The sequence below is a fragment of the Caballeronia humi genome (assembly GCF_001544475.1).
Lineage (GTDB): Bacteria > Pseudomonadota > Gammaproteobacteria > Burkholderiales > Burkholderiaceae > Caballeronia > Caballeronia humi.
Genome location: NZ_FCNW02000003.1, coordinates 282,003 through 299,169 on the forward strand (window position 1 = coordinate 282,003; position 17,167 = coordinate 299,169).

Sequence of the window (17,167 nt, forward strand, 5' to 3'; positions counted from 1 at the left end):
TTTCCATACAGATCGTCTCGCAGGAGTTTTCCGATGAATGTCTTCTGGTTCATTCCAACCCACGGCGACAGCCGCTATCTCGGCACGACGCAAGGCGCGCGCGCCGCCGACGCCGATTATTTCCGCCAGATCGCCGTCGCCGCCGACACGCTCGGCTACGAAGGCGTCCTGCTGCCGACCGGCCGTTCCTGCGAGGACGCCTGGGTTGTCGCGTCGAGCCTGATTCCGGCGACCAAACGCCTCAAGTTCCTCGTCGCGATCCGGCCGGGGCTGTCGTCGCCGGGGTTGTCGGCCCGCATGGCGTCCACCTTCGACCGGCTCTCCGGCGGGCGGCTGCTGATCAACGTCGTGACAGGCGGCGACCAGGCGGAACTGGAAGGTGACGGCGTCTTCCTCGATCACGACACGCGCTACGAAGTCACTGACGAGTTCCTGCACATCTGGCGTCAGTTACTGGAAACGTCGCACACGAACGATTCGATCGATTTCGAAGGCAAGCACCTCACGTCAAAGGGCGGCAAGGTGCTCTATCCGCCGGTGCAGAAGGCGCATCCGCCGCTGTGGTTCGGGGGATCGTCGCCGGCGGCGCATGAGATTGTCGGCGATCACATCGACACATATCTCACGTGGGGCGAACCGCCCGCCGACGTCGAGAAGAAACTCGCCGACATCAAAAAGCGTGCGAAAGAGAAGGGCCGCGACATCAAGTTCGGTATTCGCCTGCATGTGATCGTGCGCGAAACCGAGGAGGAAGCCTGGGCCGACGCCGACAAGCTCATCAGCAAGCTCGACGACGACACCATCCAGCGTGCGCAGGCCACTTTCGCGAAGATGGATTCCGAAGGCCAGCGGCGCATGGCGGCGCTGCACGGCGGCCAGCGCGACAAGCTTGAGGTCTATCCCCACCTGTGGGCGGGCGTCGGGCTCGTGCGCGGCGGGGCGGGCACGGCGCTCGTCGGCAATCCGGAGCAGGTCGCGGGGCTGATGAAGGAATACGCGGCGCTCGGCATCGATACCTTCATTTTGTCGGGCTATCCGCATCTGGAGGAGTCGTACCGCTTCGCCGAACTCGTCTTTCCGCTTTTGCCGCGCGAGCAGAAGGAGCGCGTATCTGGGCCGCTGTCGGGGCCGTTCGGCGAGATCGTCGGCAATTCGTATTTGCCGCGCGCGTCGCAAAGCTGACAGCGAGGAGCATCGAACGTGTCCCATATCGATATCGCCCAGCCGGGCGCCTCCGAGCGCGCCGCGCAGTCCGCGGACGGCGGCCAGTTCTTCCGGCGCTTCCTCGCGCAAGCCGCGCCGTGGCTCGTGCCGTTCGCGGTGTTCATCGCGTGGGAACTCGCCGCGCGCACGGGCGGATTGTCGGCGCGCGTGTTGCCGGAGCCGCTTGCGGTCGTAAAAGCGGCGTGGTCGCTCGTGCTTTCCGGCGACATGTGGGCGAACGTCAAGGTCAGCTCGTTGCGCGCGGTGACGGGGTTCGCGGTAGGCGGCGGCATCGGCTTCGTGCTCGGACTGGCGACGGGGCTTTTCCGGCCCGCCGAGACCGCGCTCGATTCGACGATCCAGATGATCCGCAACATCCCCGCGCTCGCGATGATCCCGCTCGTGATCCTGTGGTTCGGCATCGGCGAGGAGGCGAAGCTGTTCCTGGTCTCGTTCGGCGTGTTTTTTCCGGTGTACGTGAACACGTTCCACGGTATTCGTTCCGTCGATGCGAATCTTATCGAGATGGCGCGCAGCTACGGTTTGTCGGGCTTCGCGCTGTATCGCGATGTGATCTTGCCCGGCGCGCTGCCGTCGATTCTCGTCGGCGTGCGGTTCGCGCTCGGGCTGATGTGGGTGATGCTAATCGTCGCGGAGACGATTTCCGCGCAGTCGGGCATCGGCTACATGACGATGAACGCGCGCGAATTTTTGCAAACGGATGTGGTGGTCGTCGGCATCCTGCTTTACGCGCTGCTCGGCAAGCTCGCCGACATGCTCGCGAAGGGCATCGAGCGTGTGACGCTGCGCTGGCATCCGGCTTATCAACACAAAGGAGCGAAGCGATGAACGCGATCACTCCCTCGACGGCGTTCGCTGGTATCCCCGGCGCCCGCGCACCGCTCTTTCGCGAGGCTCAGCCAGCGGGGCCAGGCCGTGCCGATCTCGCAATCGAGCTGCGCAACGTCGACAAGCATTACGGCGACCGGTCCGTGCTTTCGGACTTCGATTTTGCGATCGAGCGGGGCAGTTTCGTCTCGATCGTCGGACGCAGCGGCTGCGGGAAATCCACGTTGCTGCGGCTGATCGCGGGACTCGAAGCGACGAGCGGCGGCACGCTCACGCGGCACGCGGCGCGCGAGGGTAGTGCGCTCCAGACCCGCATCATGTTCCAGGACGCGCGGCTTTTGCCATGGAAGACGGTGTTGCAGAACGTGATGCTCGGCCTGCCGCGCTCGGCACGCGACGATGCCCGCGCCGTGCTCGCCGAAGTGGGCTTGAGCGAGCGCGAAGGCGACTGGCCGGCGCAGCTTTCCGGCGGACAGCGGCAGCGTGTCGCGCTGGCTCGCGCGCTCGTGCATCGGCCGGATCTGCTGCTGCTCGACGAGCCGCTCGGCGCGCTCGACGCTCTGACGCGAATTGAAATGCACGCGCTGATCGAGCGTTTGTGGCGCGAGCATCGGTTCACGGCGCTTCTCGTCACGCACGACGTGCAGGAGGCGGTGGTGCTCGGCGACCGCATCGTGCTGATTGAGGAAGGCCGCATTTCATTCGATGCTGCGATCGACCTTGCCCGGCCGCGCTCGCGTGCATCGGCGGGGTTTGCCGCGCTTGAGGAAGCGGTTTTGACGCGCGTCCTCGGGACGACGCCGGGCGTGGAGCCGTCGCGCGATTCACATCCGCTTGCGGTCCGCTGGGCCGTTTGACATCTCTCACAAGTCTGACGATCGATTCACCACTCTGGAGACTCACAATGGGCATCACCGCGATCAACGTGCGCAATCAGTTCAAGGGCAAGGTCAAGGAAATCATTCGCGGGTCGGTGGTGTCGGAAGTCGACGTCGATACGCCGTTCGGCATCGTCACGTCCGTCATCACGACGCGCTCCGTCGACGAACTCGAGCTCAAGGTCGGCTCGGAAGTGGTGGCGCTCGTGAAATCGACGGAGGTGTCAATCGCGCGGCTTTAACGCGCTTTATTTCGCCCTATTTGGCGATGGCGTCGCTCGCCGGGTTGCTGTGGATCATGCGATCACTGTTGGGCGGCGGCGTCGGACGCTTCATCGGCATGTTGTCCGAATTGTTGGGATTGTCGGGGCGAACCGTGCTGGCGCCCGCGGCAGCCGGCGGCTTGACCATCGAGGCGGCGTCGGCTGGCGGTTTTTGTTGCGCGAAGGCGGTCGAGACGGCGCAGAAGAGCAGGGCGGCGAGCGTTTTCATGATGTGTCCCTCGGATGGCGGGCGGCTTGGCATCCGCTTGGTAAGCATTTTGTGTGACTGAAGCGGGGCGGGGAGATTTGGGCGCTTGCGCACCGAGGGCTTTCCGTCTGCATTCCGTGACGACGCCCGAATGTTTTCGAAAAACGCCGAGGCCAAACCGCTGAACGATTTGAATCACCCACTCAGCATTCGATGCGGGAATTCGTTCTTGCGGGTCGCGCGGCTTCTGCCGTGCTCATGCCAGGAAGGTCCACATTTTCTCCCGAACGACTTGAACGGCTCAATGAGCAGTTGATGTGGAAGTTCATTGTTGCTGGTTGCGCGGCTTCGGCCGTGCCACGAAACCGCGCGCCCTGCGCGGGCGCCGACGTCTCAAAATTCCCGCACTTTTTCCCGAACGTTTTGAACGGCCCACTCGGCGATTGATGTGGAAGTTCGTCGTTGTTGCCCGCGCGACGGCGGCTACGCCACGAAACCGGGCGCCCCCACTGAATGATCTTGGACGACTCACTAGCCGTTCGAATCCGGAGATCAGGCGTTCGCCCGCCTCACGAACGAATTTGTGCTCATCCTGTAAAATTAGGGATTCGGCGCCTTTTTTGCCGCACCGGCGTGGCGCCCCACGCAATCGAATCCGCGTTCCATGTCAGCAGCTTCCAAACCCAGCCCGCGCCGCGTGTCCGTCGCCCCGATGATGGACTGGACCGACCGCCATTGCCGGTCGTTTCACCGCCTGCTTTCCCGCGATACGTGGCTCTACACCGAAATGGTGACGACCGGCGCGCTCCTCTTCGGCGACGTCGCGCGGCATCTCGCGTTCACGCCCGCCGAGGCGCCTGTCGCGCTGCAACTGGGCGGCAGCGAACCCGCCGACCTCGCGAAGAGCGCGAAACTCGGCGAGCAGTGGGGCTACGACGAGATCAACCTGAATTGCGGCTGCCCGTCCGAGCGGGTGCAGCGCGGCGCGTTCGGCGCGTGCCTGATGAACGAGCCGCAACTCGTCGCCGATTGCGTGAAGGCGATGCGCGACGCCGTCGCGATTCCCGTGACGGTGAAACACCGCATCGGCGTCGATGCGGTCGAGGACTACGAGTTCGTGCGCGATTTCGTGGGCACGGTGGCGGAGGCGGGCTGCGAGGTGTTCATCGTGCACGCGCGAAACGCGATCCTGAAGGGCCTGAGCCCGAAGGAGAATCGCGAGATTCCGCCGCTGAAATATGAGTATGCGTATCGGCTGAAACACGATTTTCCGCAGCTCGAAATTTTGATCAACGGCGGCATCAAGACGCTCGACGAGGTGGAAGAGCACCTGAAACACGTCGATGGTGTGATGCTCGGCCGCGAGGCTTATCACAATCCGTTCGTGCTCGCGGGCGTCGATTCGCGCTTTTACGGCGGACAGTCGCCGGTCGCGACGCGCGAGGAGATCGAGGCCAGCCTGATCGACTACGCGCGCGCAGAGCTTGCGCGCGGCACGTACCTCGGCGCGATCACGCGGCATGCGCTGGGGCTTTATCGGGGCGTCGCGGGGGCACGTGGCTGGCGCCGGGTGCTGTCGGACAGCAAGCGTCTCGCAACCGGCGATCTCTCCATCTTCGACGAGGCGCGCACGCATCTGCGCGAAGCAGTCGAACTAGCCGAAGGCTGATTGACGAATCGCTTCCCGCGGGGGCTAGGCAAACGGAATCTTTATTCGTATAATCTCGCTTCTCGATCGGCAAGCCAGTTCTTGGTAAGCCCGAGAGCAGTAAATCAGGTTGTCAGTGGTGGCTGTAGCTCAGTTGGTAGAGTCCAGGATTGTGATTCCTGTCGTCGTGGGTTCGAGTCCCATCAGCCACCCCAAAGTTTCTTTCTCAAGCCAGTTCGGCATTTTTCCCAGCTGATATATCGTGTTGAATCGGGTGTCGCCGCCGCTTTTCGCACGCGGTGTGAAGCCAACGGAAACAGCGTCGGCGGGTGAAAAAGTCTCGCAAGGCGAAGCGTGATCGCACGAGCAGGCGCGTGATGCTATTCGGTCATTCTGAGTATCGTGTCCGCGCCGGTTACTGCGTGGGCGGCCAATCCGCGATCGATCTCGACATCGATGTGATAGTCGGCCTTGACTCGTGCGTCGAACAGCGGCCGAAGCCTTTTGCTGATCGCCTGAGACGTTAGGAACTTCCTGTTCTGCCTGCTGCACTGCGGGTTCGCCAGCTGCGCTATCAACTGCTCATGACTACCGCTTGCCTTTCCGACGAGAGCCGGCACGGGAAGCGATGATGAAAAGCCCTCGCGGCATGAAACGCCGCGTAGTACGAGCGACTGCAGACCGCCCGGTAGTGAGGTTCCGACTCGGCAGTTTTCAACAATTCGGCTTCGTGGGCGGCAAGTTCTCTCGGTGTCGCGCTCATACCCGGACCTCCTCGAAGACCACATCGAAGGCGACATCCTTCTTGATACCCGCCTGATTTTCCGCTTCGGCGAGTTCGACGTTCATCTCAAATGCTTCGAGTGCCGGGACAGGAACGGTCAGCGAATACGTCACGCCATGGAACAAACCATCAGCGGAGGTGGCGAGAGGCACGATGATCGGGCGGATCCGAAGACGGCGAAGCACTGTGCCAGCGACATCGAGTTGACTCGCGATCTGTTCGTCCGGAATGCCAGCGTCGAGCAAAATCGCGTGCGCTTGCAGGAGATCGTCCGCTTCCTCCATGTCCCATTCGATCTGCATTTCTTCGGCTCGCGCAATGAAGCGGGCCGCCTGAGCGATTGCGCCAGCCGCAAATCCTTCCCGAAGCGCCAGCGTGAACTGACCAAGCTCCGGCGCGCCGACTCGAGCATAGATGTCCTGACCCGCCTGGAACTTGCCGAGGTTCAAGCGATTGATCATCCAGTTCACTTCGTTCGTGCCGGTGTTCCCCAGCGCGACGCTATTCCTGAATGCCTCTTCCGTGCCATCAAAATCGCCCGTCAGCCCCTTCCACGCGCCTGCGAGCTCCCAGGCGGAGCACGCATCGACGGTCATAAGAGCGTCGATTTCCCGCTTGATCGCGCGCCACTCGCGAACGAGCGGCGTCACCGTCGACGGCATCGATGCAATCGGGCGAGGCCGTCTGGAGAGCGTTGATTCTCTCCACGATTTGTTCGGTCTTTGGCTGGGGAATGGCTTTCATGCGCCTTCTTTGAAAGAGTCACGCGGGCTGCGCGGTTTTGCCTTTAAGTGAACTTGAACGACTTATTTTAAGAATCGTACTATTTGTCGATCGAGCTTGTGTGTGCCCGGCGGCGGCTTTGGAATAGGCCGCGCGGTAAGGCAAAAGCGAATCGGTCTCGAACCGTCAAGGCTGGCGCGCCTTTGCGAGACGCCTATGCCAAGTTGCCACTTGAAAACTCTTTGCACAAAAGCGCAGAAACCCACACGGATTAAGCAGAAGGCGCGAAACCGCGCTCTCAAGTTTCGACAAACGCTGCCGTCAAAACCGGCATGCCCCGCGAAACTTATTCTCCCGCGAATGACCCCGATATCCACGAGCTAATCGCCCGGGGCAGCGCGTTGATCGGATCGCTCGACGTGATACGCAAGGCGCGGGCGATGCCGTCGTTCACGGATGACATGAACGCCTACTGGACATGGTGCCAATCCGGCGAGCCCGACGATCCCCGCATGATCGATATCATCAGACGCCTGATTCGCGACGGCGCTTCCACTTGATCACGCCACGAGCCGCCAGCCTCCGCCAATTTGGCCCGCGATGTGGCCCGCGCCACACAACGCTCCCCACATCGGCACTACGCTCACCGTGCGATTCCTGCCAAAAGCATTCGAAGAACGGGAGACCGACATGGCGCTGAGCAAAGCAGAAAACCGGGTGTTCGGGGACAAATGCCTGCCGTTCCTCGTCAAAAGCGTCAGTTCCAGCTTCGGGCGCGACTTTCATGTGATGCCGCGCCTGATGCACGTCGCGCCGACCGTCGGACTGCACATCACCGCGCACCGCGCCTCCGACGCCAGAATGTCGTATCCGCTGAACGTGTTCGTCTTCTGGCCCGCGCCGGGAATCCGCCAGTTCCTGAGCAACGTCGACCGGCCAATCGTCGCCGCCAGCGTGAGCGAGCGCGTCCCGCAGGAGATCCGCAAGATCATGGAGCGATCGGGCATCGACTTCACCGGCCGCTCGCAGGAGCGCGGCGAAGTCGTGATGGTCGAATTGAGCGAGAGCGTTCTTTGAGCGGATCGTAGGCATCGGACTCGATGCCCGGATGACGGCGGTTTGGCCATGTGTTAATAATGCGCGAACCTGAAACCCGCCCCGGACCACCTCTGCATGAGACCGCCGCGCCTCGATCAACTCGACGACATCGATCGCAACCTCGTCGCGCTCCTGCAAACGAACGCGCGTGAGAGCGTGGCGAATCTGGCGCGCCAGCTTGGCGTCGCGCGCACGACCGTCATCGCGCGCATCGCGCGGCTCGAGAAGAACAACGTCATTGCGGGCTACGGCGTGCGCCTCGGTCAGGACGTGCTCGACGCGAGCATCCAGGCTTACGTCGGCATCAAGCTCGCGCCGAAGTACGGCCGCGATGTCCAGAAACGCTTCGCGAAAATGCCCGAGATCCAGCTTCTTTGCGCGGTGAGCGGCGAGTTCGACTACGTCGCCTGGCTACGCGCCGATTCCCCCGATCGCCTGAACGATCTGCTCGATGAAATCGGCGCGCTGGAAGGCGTCGAGCGCACGACGACGTCGATCATTCTCGCGCGCAAAATCGACCGCGGCGGATAGATTTCGACGATTTGTATCACAGTCTAGTCGAAACGACGAAAACCATCGTCGATACGCATCATTTTGTGTCTAGGATCAATATTCATGCGCTTCTAAACTTGTGTAAGAAGGACATTGACGCCCTGACTGCATAAGGAGAGAAGAATGAAAGTAGCCCTGATAGGCGCCGGCTTGATCGGTCAAAGCATCGCCCACCTGCTGCGTGAAACGGGCGATTTCGAAGTCGTCGCGTTCGACCGCGATACCGCCGCGCTCGCGCTGCTCGACGAGCAGGGCATCGAGACGCGCCGCGTCGATTCCGCCGATACCGCCGCCTTGCGCCAGGCGCTGCAAGGCTTCGACGCGCTTGTCAACGCGCTGCCGTACTACCTCGCGATCAACGTGGCGTCGGCGGCGAAAGCGGCGCGCGTCCACTATTTCGACCTGACCGAAGACGTGCGCGCGACCCACGCGATCCGCGCGATTGCCGACGACTCGCAGCAGGCGTTCATGCCGCAGTGCGGCCTCGCACCGGGTTTCATCGGCATCGTCGCGCACGATCTGGCGAAGCGCCTCGACGACGTACGCGAAGTGAAAATGCGCGTCGGCGCGCTGCCGGAGTTTCCGACCAACGCGCTGAAATACAACCTGACGTGGAGCATCGACGGCCTGATCAACGAGTACTGCCAGCCGTGCGAAGCGATCCGCGACGGTCGCACGCAATGGGTTCAGCCGCTCGAAGGCGTCGAGCATTTCTCGCTCGACGGCACCGAATACGAGGCATTCAACACGTCGGGCGGGCTCGGCACGCTGTGCGAGACGCTCGCGGGCAAGGTCGAGACGCTCGACTACAAGTCGGTGCGCTATCCGGGCCATCGCGACCTGATGAAATTCCTGCTCGACGATCTGCGCATGTCCACCGATCGCGACGGCCTGAAGGCGATGCTGAAGCGCGCGGTGCCCTCGACGGCGCAGGACGTCGTGCTGATCTTCGTGACGGTGACGGGCATGCGGCGCGGCCAGCTTGTGCAGGACGTGTTCACGCGGAAGATTTTCGCGAAGGACGTTTGCGGCGTGCCGATGAGCGCGATTCAGATCACCACCGCCGGCGCGATCTGCGCGGAACTCGACCTTTTCCGCGAGGGCGTTTTGCCGCAAAGTGGTTTCATCCGGCAGGAGCAGGTGCCGCTTGACGCGTTCCTGAGCAATCGCTTCGGGCGTTTGTATGAAGGGGAGAGCGTGGTCCAAGCGACGCGGCGGCTCGCGGCAGCGTAAAAACAAAAAACCTGAGAGACGAAAAGGCGCTTCGGCGCCTTTTTTGTGCGCCAGGCAGGCGGGGTGGCTCCGGTCAGCGTGCCGATTGGCGAATACGAGCAAGGCGCCGGTGGTGCCGCAGTGCGTGGCTTCCTCAACCCAAGCCGCTACAGAAGGCGCTTCAGCAACTCCTCATAAGCTTCGTCCGACGGTACCGAGTTATCGAACATCAGCAAATCGCGGCATTGATCGCCACTCGGAACGAAGCGGCGCGACTTGTACTCGTCCCAATGTGCGAGCTTGTACGCGTCGTTCGGATTGCCACGCGCGACGATCCGCTCACGCGCCACGTCTTCATCGACATGAACCCAGACGACGCGCAGCGTCACCTCATCGCCAATGCCGAGCCACGCGCGCTCGAAAATCCGCCCGTCTCGCACTTCGCGGGACAACGGCGCGACCACCGCCGCCGATACACCGAGTTCGAGGTTCTCCCGAGCGGTATCGATCAGCGATCGATACTCGGGATCGCGCAAGTGCTGCAAAAAAAGAGGGCTGTCGCGATCGTTCGGGTCGCCGGTGAGCGCGCCCATCGCAGCGGCGCTGTAGGCGCCGTAGAGCGTGTCCTTGTCGAGCATGCAGAACGGTTCGCCAGTCGCGCGCATGAGCCGCGGCACCAGCCGCCTGGCGAGCGTCGTCTTGCCGGTGCCGGCGTGGCCGCAGAAGAAAATCAGATGTGTCATAGGGTTGACCGTCCGCGCTGATACCACTTCATCAGCGGCGTCGAAGAGATGCCGTGCACGATCACCGACGCCGCGATCACCGCGATCACGAGCGGAATCAGCGGTCCGGCGGCGCTTTTCGGCGCGTGTTCCAGCGCGAACATCAGGTAATAGAACGAGCCGACGCCGCGTATCCCGAACCAGCTCATCAGCCGCCGCTGCGGCCCCGTCGCCATCGATCCGACGAGCGACGCCTCGACCGCCGCCGGCCGCACGACCACGAACAGGGCGACGATCAGGATCACCGCGTGCCAGGTCAACATCGGCTGCCAGTAGTTCGCGAGCACCGCCCCGACGATCAGCATGATCGCCACCTCCGCGATGCGTTCCAGTTCGATCGTGAAGCCGAGCACGCGTTCCGCCATGAACGCGTGCGCGCGCTCCGGATCGGAGGCAACCGAACCGACGTCGTCCGCGTCGATCGTGCCCATTGCCTCGCGCGGCGACTTGTCGCCGCTCGCCTTCTGCTCGACGCGGCGCATCGCGAGGCCGGCCGCGAACACCGCGAGGAACGCGTACGTGTGCAGCAATTCGGCGACGCCGTACGATAGCGCGATCAACCCGAGCGCATAGAAGCCCTCGGGGCCGAGCGCCTGGCCGTGGCGCGTGCGCAGGAACGCAACGAGCCGCACGGCGAGATCACCGAGCAGCCAGCCGCTCGCGAGCGCGCCCGCGACGCCCCACAGCGCCTCGCCCGTGAACGCCCACGAGAGCGCCTCGCCCGGTGATGCCTCGTACTTGCACACGGCGACGCCGAGCAGCGCGAACGGCAGCGCGATGCCGTCGTTCAGGCCGCCTTCGCCCGTCAGCGAAAAGCGCAGCAAGTCGATGTCGCCGGGACGCTCGACTTGCACGTCGTGGGCGAGCACGGGGTCGGTCGGCGCGAGCATCGCCGCGAGCAGCAGCGACGGGCCCCAGTTCAGGCCGAGCAGATACACGCCGACCAGCGTCAGCGCGGCGACCGTCAGCACCATCGCGACGACGCCGAGCCGCAGCGGCAACAGCCAGATTCGGTCGGTGGGCGGGACGCGCAGGCGCAGGCCGATCGCGAACAGCGACACGAGCATCGCGACTTCGGTGATGCGGCGCAGCACGGTGGCATCGGCGAGGAGATCGAGGGAGAGGAGGCCGGCGCCCGCGGGCCCCAAGCCGAAGCCGATCGCGAGGTAGCACATCGCCGTACTGATCGGCAGATGCTTAAAGGTCGAACTGGCAAGCCCCATGAGGATGAGTACACCGCCAACGACGAGAAACCACATCGTCTCGGTCATGGAAACCTGTCTGCAGAGGGGAAATGGCCGGCGCTTTCTCTGTGGCCGGAAGATGAATCAAGGTAGCACGGCCCATGCCCGTCGCGCCTTTTGGTGCACGCAATCGGCGCGCGCGACGCGTAAGATATGACGACCCTCGTTCAACGCAAGGCAACGCAATCGCGGGAGGTTTCCATGTCACAGCATTTCGACGCCGTCGTGATCGGCACCGGACAAGGCGGCTCGCCGCTCGCCGTGCGCCTCGCGCAAAGCGGACGCAAGACGGCGGTCATCGAGCGGCATCTGTTCGGCGGCACCTGCGTGAACGTCGGCTGCACGCCGACCAAGACGTACGTCGCGAGCGCGCGCGCCGCGCATGTCGCGCGCCATGCGGCGGAGTACGGCGTGATGATCGGCGGCGACGTGCGCATCGACATGGCGCGCGTGAAGGCACGCAAGGACGAGGTGATCGGCCAGTCACGCAACGGCGTCGAAAAATGGCTCCGCGATACGCCCAACATGACGGTTTTCACTGGCCACGCGCGCTTTACGGGTCTGCACGCGATCCGCGTCGACGGAAACGACGGCCAGCAGCACGACCTGCAAGCCGACACGGTTTTCATCAACACCGGCACGCGCCCGACGATTCCCGACATCGACGGCATCGAGCGCGTTTCGTATCTGACCAACTCGACGCTGCTCGATCTCACCGAGGTGCCCGAGCATCTGGTGATCGTCGGCGGGAGCTATATCGCGCTCGAATTCGCGCAGATGTTTCGCCGTTTCGGCAGCCGCGTGACGGTGCTCGTGCGCGGCAAGCGCGTGCTCGCGCGCGAGGACGCTGATTTCGCCGAAAGCGTTCAGGCCGTGCTGGCGAAGGAGGGCGTCGAGTTCCGTTTCGGCGGGGAGCCGACGCGTGTCGAGCCGCTGGAGAAGGGCGTGCGGATCACGCTGAACGAGGCGACGCTCAACGCCTCGCATCTGCTCTTCGCGACCGGCCGACAGCCCAATACCGACGACCTCGGCCTCGACGCCGCGGGCCTCGCCACCGACAAACACGGCCTGATTGAAGTCGACGCCCAGTTGCGCACGAAGGTCGAGGGCATCTGGGCGATCGGCGACGTGAACGGGCGCGGCGCGTTCACGCATACGTCGTACAACGATTTCGAGGTCGTCGCGGCGAATCTCCTCGACGGCGAAACGCGCAACGTCGATACACGGATCATGACCTACGCGGTATTCGTCGATCCGCCGTTCGCGCGCGTCGGCATGAGCGAGAGCGAAGTGCGCGCGGCTGGCGCGGACGCACTGATCGCGAGGATGCCGATGTCACGCGTGGGCCGCGCGCGCGAACGCAGCGAGACGGACGGCTTCATGAAGGCGATGGTCGACGCGAAGACGAAGCGGATTCTCGGCGCGGCGATCCACGGCATCGAAGGCGATGAAGCGATCCATACGTTCGTCGACATCATGAACGCGGGCGCGCCCTACACGACGCTGCAACAGGCGATGCACATCCATCCGACCGTCAGCGAACTGATCCCGACGCTGCTCGGCATGCTGAAGCCGCTCAAATAAATCAAGCCTCGACCGGCGGCTTCTCGGCTTCCTTCGTGAGCGCCGCCTCGCGCGTTTCAGGCATCGCAAGCCAGACGAGCGCCGCCGCGAGCGCGCCGGCCGCAGCAAGCCCGAAGAAGCTCATCGACGTGCCGAAGCGGTCGGCGGCGAAACCCGCGGCCGCCGTCGAAAGCGTCGCCCCGACGCCCGCCGCCAGCCCGAAGAAGCCGATGCACAGGTTGTAGCGGCCCTTGCCACCGGCGACGTCGGCGGCGATCAGCGGCAGCATCACGCCGAACACGGCCGCGCTGATGCCGTCGAGCATCTGCACCGGCACGAGCAGATACGGGCTGCTCACGCCGGCGAACAGCAGCGCGCGCACCGGCAGCGCGCAAAAGCCCAGGATCAGCACCGGGCGTCGTCCCCAGCGCTGCGCCTGCCGTCCGACCCACGGCGACAGCGCCGCGACGATGAACTGCGGCACGATGATGCACGCCGCGATCACGAGTTGAACGTTGTCGCCCATGTGCGCGGTGACTTCGCCGGCGGCGAGATTCAGCATTGCCGCATTCGAGAGGTGAAACAGCACGATGCACGCCGCGAAGATCAAGAGGCGCCTGTCCTGCAGCATCTCGCGCAGGGTCTCGCGCTCCTCGCCGGTTTCCGTCAGCTTTTTCTCCTTCGGACTGCCGCGCGGCAGCTTCGGCGCCATCTCGTGATGGATCATCGAAAGCGCGACGAGCGCCGGCAGCGCGAGCGCGGCTGTCAGGAAGAACACCGAGCGCAGCGAGAAATACTCGCCGAACACGCCCATCAGGGCGGCCGTGAGCGCGCTGCCGATCGATGCCCAGCGCGCGTTGCGCCCGAGCCGGTCGCCGAGATCGGCACGGGAGACGAGCGCGTACGAGATCGCCGCCATCGCGGGCACGAGCATGCAGCTCGCGAAGCCGTGCAGCACTTCGGCGGCGAAGACCATGACGAACGTCGGGCTCGCCGCGAGAAAGAGCGCGCTCGCGATGATCGCGATGATCGCGGAGGCGGCGGCGAACTTCTTGTTGCGCATTGCGTCGACGAGCGCGCCCGCCGGCAGCTGGCTCGCCATCGCGCTGATCGTGCCGACGGAGAGCATCAGGCCGATCTCGCCCTGCGTCCATTTGTTGGCCGAAAGGTAGGACGCGATGAAAGGGCCGAAGCCGGTCTGCACGTTGGCGACGAAGAAGTTCAGCCAGTCGAGCGCGCGAAGACTTCGTGCAATTACCATTGTTGTGGATCGGTCTCGTTGTCGTTATCTGGAGGAGCGCGCGGCCGAAGCCGCACCCACCACGCCCGCGACCCCCGACGCGCCCGACGCCACCGCGCCGGTCGCGACGGCGCCCGACGAAGACGACGCAGCGGACGCGGGGGCCGAAGCGGCAGCGGTGGCGGAAGCCGGCGCGGGCACGACGGGAGAAACGATCTTGATCGGTTGTTCAGGTCCGTAAGTAGGTGACGCCTTCAGTTGCGCGTCGGTGAAATCCATCTGCAATTGCAGGGCCTTGTTGCGTGTCACGAGCCGCAAGTCGCCCCAGTTCGCCGCGACGTGTCGCTTGTCGCCGGAGAGCGAATCGCTCAGGTCGACCACGACCGCCTGCGGCTGTGCCTGCGAGTCGATCAGCACGTCGACCACGCGGCCCATGCGGCCGCCGTTTTTCGCGAGAACGGTCGAATCGACGAGCTGTGCGAGGTTGGGCGGCACGTCCTTAACCGGCAGCGGCTTGGGCACCGCATCGGTCTTCGGCTTCGGCATGCCGGGCGGAGGCGCGCCGAGCGTGATCGCGGCGGTTTTCGCGGCCGGCGTGAAGCGGAACGCCGTCCACGGAAAGACGACCTTGCGATCGCCCACACCGAGGAAGCCCGCAAGATTCACCATCATCAGCTTAGGCTTCGCGGCGTTGTCGACGAAAAGGTCGATTGCCCGGCCGATCACCTTGCCGTCGGGACGCTGCACTTCGCTGTCGAGCAGGCCGTGGAGCTGGTCGTGCTGGAGAATGCGCGTTGAGATGATCTGCGGCGGAGGCGGCGGCTCGGGCTCTTCCACAGGCGGAGGAGCGGGCGGCACCACGGGCTTCGGCTTCACGACGCGGCGTTTCGGTTTTGGCGGAGGCGGCGTTTTCGTTTGCGACGCCGGCTCGGCTTCGGCGACGACCACCGCCGACGACGGCTCCTCGGCATCGGCGGCTTCACCTTCGCTCGGCGGCGGCTGGTACGAATGCTCGACGATCGGCACAGGCGACTGCTGCGGCAAGAGACTGCACGCCGACAGCGCGCAGAGCGCGGCGAGGGCACTCAGCCGGGCGCGGCGCTGCCACGCGGCAAAGAGCGCCGCCACAGCGAGGCCAAGCGCCAGCATCGCCGGCAACGACAGATCTCGGGCTGAACCATCTCGACTTCGACTTCGACGCGAGAAACCGCCAGTCATCACAAAAGCTCCATTGTCCGGGCCGCCTGCCTGGGTCAGATCGCCCCGGACGCAGCTTGCATGGCCGGGGCGGATTGAGAAGTTAACGCGCGCTGCGGGCGCTCAGTCGCCCAATGGCTTCGGGCGCGCTTCAGTTGCCGCGGCGAGCCGCGCGACGGTATCGGGCGCACCCATCTTTTCAGCGGCATCGCGCGCGGAGAAGCCGTTCGCGTCGCGCGCCCCGGGGTCCGCGCCGTGCGCGATCAGATACTCCACCAGTTCGACGCGATTGAACATCGCCGCGATCATCAGCGCCGTGCGGCCATCCGGCGACGCGCCTTCGACATCCGCGCCGTGCGCGAGCAGCACTTCGATGACCGGCAGGTAGCCCTTGAATGCGGCGCCCGCGATCGGCGTCTGGCCACGATCGTTGCGCAGATCGGGATCGGCCTTGTGTTCGAGGAGCACGCGCACCGCGTCGGCGTGGCCGTGATAGCTCGCGAGCATCACGAGCGTGTCGCCGTGGTCGTTGCGCAGGTTCGGCGGGAGGCCCTTCGACAGCAGGGCGTCGAGCATCACCGCATCGCCGCGCCGGGCGACATCAAATACTTCGCTCGCGAACGCGATCATGTCCTCGTCGGGGCCCTGCGTCGTTCGGTTGTCGGGTTCTTGCATGGTCTTGCTCCGTCTCGGCTGCCGGGTGAAACGCGCGGCGGGCGGGTTGCGTGCTCTTAAGCGTCGAACTGTGTGCAGGTCGAAAGCGCAGGTTGAAGGATACAGGTTTGCTCGCGCGGGCTGCGTGTCAGCACGATTCGCGCCAAGTGGGCGCTTGCGTGCTTGACTCGTGATGTCGCGCGCACTTACGCTCGGCGCAATCCATCGATCAAAGGGAGCCGCTCACATGACCGATTCCGACATCGCCGTACGCCGCAAGGCGCCCGCCGCCGAACGCAACCGCGACGCCATCCTCGCCGTGCTCGCGCGCGTCCTGCCAGAGCGCGGCGTCGTGCTGGAGATCGCGAGCGGCACCGGCCAGCACGCCGTGCATTGCGCGAGGGCGCTGCCGGGCATCGACTGGCAGCCGAGCGATCCGGATGCGGGCTCGCGTGCGTCCATCGAGGCGTGGCGCGTTCACGAAGGGCTTGCGAACCTGAAGACGCCGCTCGCAACCGATGTGCGCGCGGCGGACTGGGGCGTGAAATCGGCAGCGGCGATCGTCTGCGTCAATATGATCCACATCGCGCCTTGGGACGCGGCCGAGGCACTTTTCGACGGCGCCGGGCGGTTGATCGCGGCGGGTGGTGTGCTCTACCTGTATGGCCCGTACAAGCGCGACGGCGCGCACACGGCGCCGAGCAACGAAGCATTCGATGCGCAACTCCGCGCAACCGACCCGCGCTGGGGCGTGCGTGACATGGAAGCGGTGGACGCGCTGGGGCGCGGCGCTGGTTTCGTGCTGGAGGAAGTCGTGCCGATGCCGGCGAATAACTTCAGTCTGGTGTTTCGGAAGGGTGCGACGGTCTGACAGCGTCCGAAATTGCGCAGCGCGCAACGTGCCAGGTCACGAGCGGCAAATTGTTGATCAAATCGAACACGTTCGCTTCACGCGCTTCGGCGTGGCGTTACGTATCGCGCTCGATGGTCAGGAAGCGTTCGGAATTGCGCCGCGCGCACCGCGCCAAGTCGCGCGCGGCAAGCTGTTTGATCAAATCGAGCGCGTCGT

Annotated in this window: 18 protein-coding genes and 1 tRNA gene; 12 read left to right on the forward strand and 7 right to left on the reverse strand. The window is 64.4% G+C overall.

The features are described from left to right. The first annotated feature begins 33 nt into the window (after positions 1–33). The 4 genes from ssuD (at position 34) to AWB65_RS05935 (ending at position 3,172) form a co-directional block, all read left to right on the forward strand. Positions 34–1,182, forward strand: a complete 1,149-nt coding sequence (gene ssuD, locus AWB65_RS05920; protein ID WP_087656002.1) for an FMNH2-dependent alkanesulfonate monooxygenase — start codon at positions 34–36, stop codon at positions 1,180–1,182. Positions 1,183–1,308: 126 nt separating this feature from the next. Beyond that, complete coding sequence (gene ssuC, locus AWB65_RS05925; RefSeq protein ID WP_235007524.1) at positions 1,309–2,052, forward strand: aliphatic sulfonate ABC transporter permease SsuC; 744 nt, start codon at positions 1,309–1,311, stop codon at positions 2,050–2,052. Further along, positions 2,049–2,909, forward strand: coding sequence for an ATP-binding cassette domain-containing protein (locus tag AWB65_RS05930; protein WP_087666247.1), 861 nt, complete (start codon positions 2,049–2,051; stop codon positions 2,907–2,909). Before ssuC ends, AWB65_RS05930 begins: the two co-directional genes overlap by 4 nt. 47 nt (positions 2,910–2,956) lie before the next feature. Then, entirely contained in the window at positions 2,957–3,172 is a 216-nt protein-coding gene (locus AWB65_RS05935; RefSeq protein ID WP_087656000.1) for a TOBE domain-containing protein, read from the forward strand. 16 nt (positions 3,173–3,188) lie between these two features. Here the strand turns inward: AWB65_RS05935 and AWB65_RS05940 are convergent, their stop codons facing one another. Beyond that, entirely contained in the window at positions 3,189–3,422 is a 234-nt protein-coding gene (locus AWB65_RS05940; protein WP_087666248.1) for a hypothetical protein, read from the reverse strand. A 643-nt stretch (positions 3,423–4,065) separates the two neighbouring features. On the opposite strand from AWB65_RS05940, the gene dusA reads away from it, so the two are divergent. Next, positions 4,066–5,070, forward strand: a complete 1,005-nt coding sequence (dusA, locus tag AWB65_RS05945) for a tRNA dihydrouridine(20/20a) synthase DusA (protein WP_087666249.1) — start codon at positions 4,066–4,068, stop codon at positions 5,068–5,070. Between the two features lie 118 nt (positions 5,071–5,188). Further along, positions 5,189–5,264, forward strand: a tRNA-His gene (locus AWB65_RS05950). Positions 5,265–5,808: 544 nt separating this feature from the next. Here the strand turns inward: AWB65_RS05950 and AWB65_RS05960 are convergent. Next, a complete protein-coding gene (locus AWB65_RS05960) occupies positions 5,809–6,495 on the reverse strand; it encodes a hypothetical protein (RefSeq protein ID WP_087666251.1) in 687 nt (228 codons plus the stop codon). A gap of 393 nt (positions 6,496–6,888) precedes the next feature. Here AWB65_RS05960 and AWB65_RS35430 point away from each other — a divergent pair, with 393 nt between their 5' ends. The 4 genes from AWB65_RS35430 to AWB65_RS05975 all read left to right on the forward strand — a co-directional run bounded on the left by AWB65_RS35430 (position 6,889) and on the right by AWB65_RS05975 (position 9,439). Then, complete coding sequence (locus AWB65_RS35430) at positions 6,889–7,116, forward strand: hypothetical protein (RefSeq protein ID WP_125474072.1); 228 nt, start codon at positions 6,889–6,891, stop codon at positions 7,114–7,116. A 130-nt stretch (positions 7,117–7,246) separates the two neighbouring features. Next, positions 7,247–7,633 carry a hypothetical protein gene (locus AWB65_RS05965; RefSeq protein ID WP_087666325.1) on the forward strand — a complete coding sequence of 129 codons (387 nt, stop codon included), beginning with the start codon at positions 7,247–7,249 and terminating at the stop codon, positions 7,631–7,633. A gap of 96 nt (positions 7,634–7,729) precedes the next feature. After that, a complete protein-coding gene (locus AWB65_RS05970; protein WP_087666252.1) occupies positions 7,730–8,185 on the forward strand; it encodes an Lrp/AsnC family transcriptional regulator in 456 nt (151 codons plus the stop codon). A gap of 144 nt (positions 8,186–8,329) precedes the next feature. Continuing rightward, the gene (locus AWB65_RS05975) at positions 8,330–9,439 is read left to right on the forward strand and encodes a saccharopine dehydrogenase family protein (protein ID WP_087666253.1); all 1,110 of its coding nucleotides are present in this window, start codon (positions 8,330–8,332) and stop codon (positions 9,437–9,439) included. A 146-nt stretch (positions 9,440–9,585) separates the two neighbouring features. Here AWB65_RS05975 and AWB65_RS05980 read toward each other — a convergent pair whose 3' ends face one another. Next, positions 9,586–10,161, reverse strand: coding sequence for a P-loop nucleotide/nucleoside kinase family protein (locus AWB65_RS05980; RefSeq protein ID WP_087666254.1), 576 nt, complete (start codon positions 10,159–10,161; stop codon positions 9,586–9,588). After that, entirely contained in the window at positions 10,158–11,471 is a 1,314-nt protein-coding gene (locus AWB65_RS05985; protein WP_087666255.1) for a cation:proton antiporter, read from the reverse strand. Before AWB65_RS05985 ends, AWB65_RS05980 begins: the two co-directional genes overlap by 4 nt. Before the next feature lie 174 nt (positions 11,472–11,645). Between AWB65_RS05985 and AWB65_RS05990 the strand changes: the two genes are divergently transcribed. Continuing rightward, positions 11,646–13,028, forward strand: coding sequence for an FAD-containing oxidoreductase (locus AWB65_RS05990; protein ID WP_087666326.1), 1,383 nt, complete (start codon positions 11,646–11,648; stop codon positions 13,026–13,028). Between the two features lies 1 nt (position 13,029). Here the strand turns inward: AWB65_RS05990 and AWB65_RS05995 are convergent, their stop codons facing one another. The 3 genes from AWB65_RS05995 to AWB65_RS06005 form a co-directional block, all read right to left on the reverse strand. Then, positions 13,030–14,268 (reverse strand): MFS transporter, encoded by a 1,239-nt coding sequence (locus AWB65_RS05995; protein ID WP_087666256.1) that lies wholly within the window; start codon positions 14,266–14,268, stop codon positions 13,030–13,032. Positions 14,269–14,292: 24 nt separating this feature from the next. Continuing rightward, positions 14,293–15,396 carry a hypothetical protein gene (locus AWB65_RS06000; RefSeq protein WP_087666327.1) on the reverse strand — a complete coding sequence of 368 codons (1,104 nt, stop codon included), beginning with the start codon at positions 15,394–15,396 and terminating at the stop codon, positions 14,293–14,295. Positions 15,397–15,567: 171 nt separating this feature from the next. Next, positions 15,568–16,119 carry an ankyrin repeat domain-containing protein gene (locus AWB65_RS06005; protein WP_087666257.1) on the reverse strand — a complete coding sequence of 184 codons (552 nt, stop codon included), beginning with the start codon at positions 16,117–16,119 and terminating at the stop codon, positions 15,568–15,570. Between the two features lie 226 nt (positions 16,120–16,345). Here AWB65_RS06005 and AWB65_RS06010 point away from each other — a divergent pair, with 226 nt between their 5' ends. Continuing rightward, entirely contained in the window at positions 16,346–16,969 is a 624-nt protein-coding gene (locus AWB65_RS06010; RefSeq protein ID WP_087666258.1) for a DUF938 domain-containing protein, read from the forward strand. Positions 16,970–17,167 lie beyond the last annotated feature (198 nt).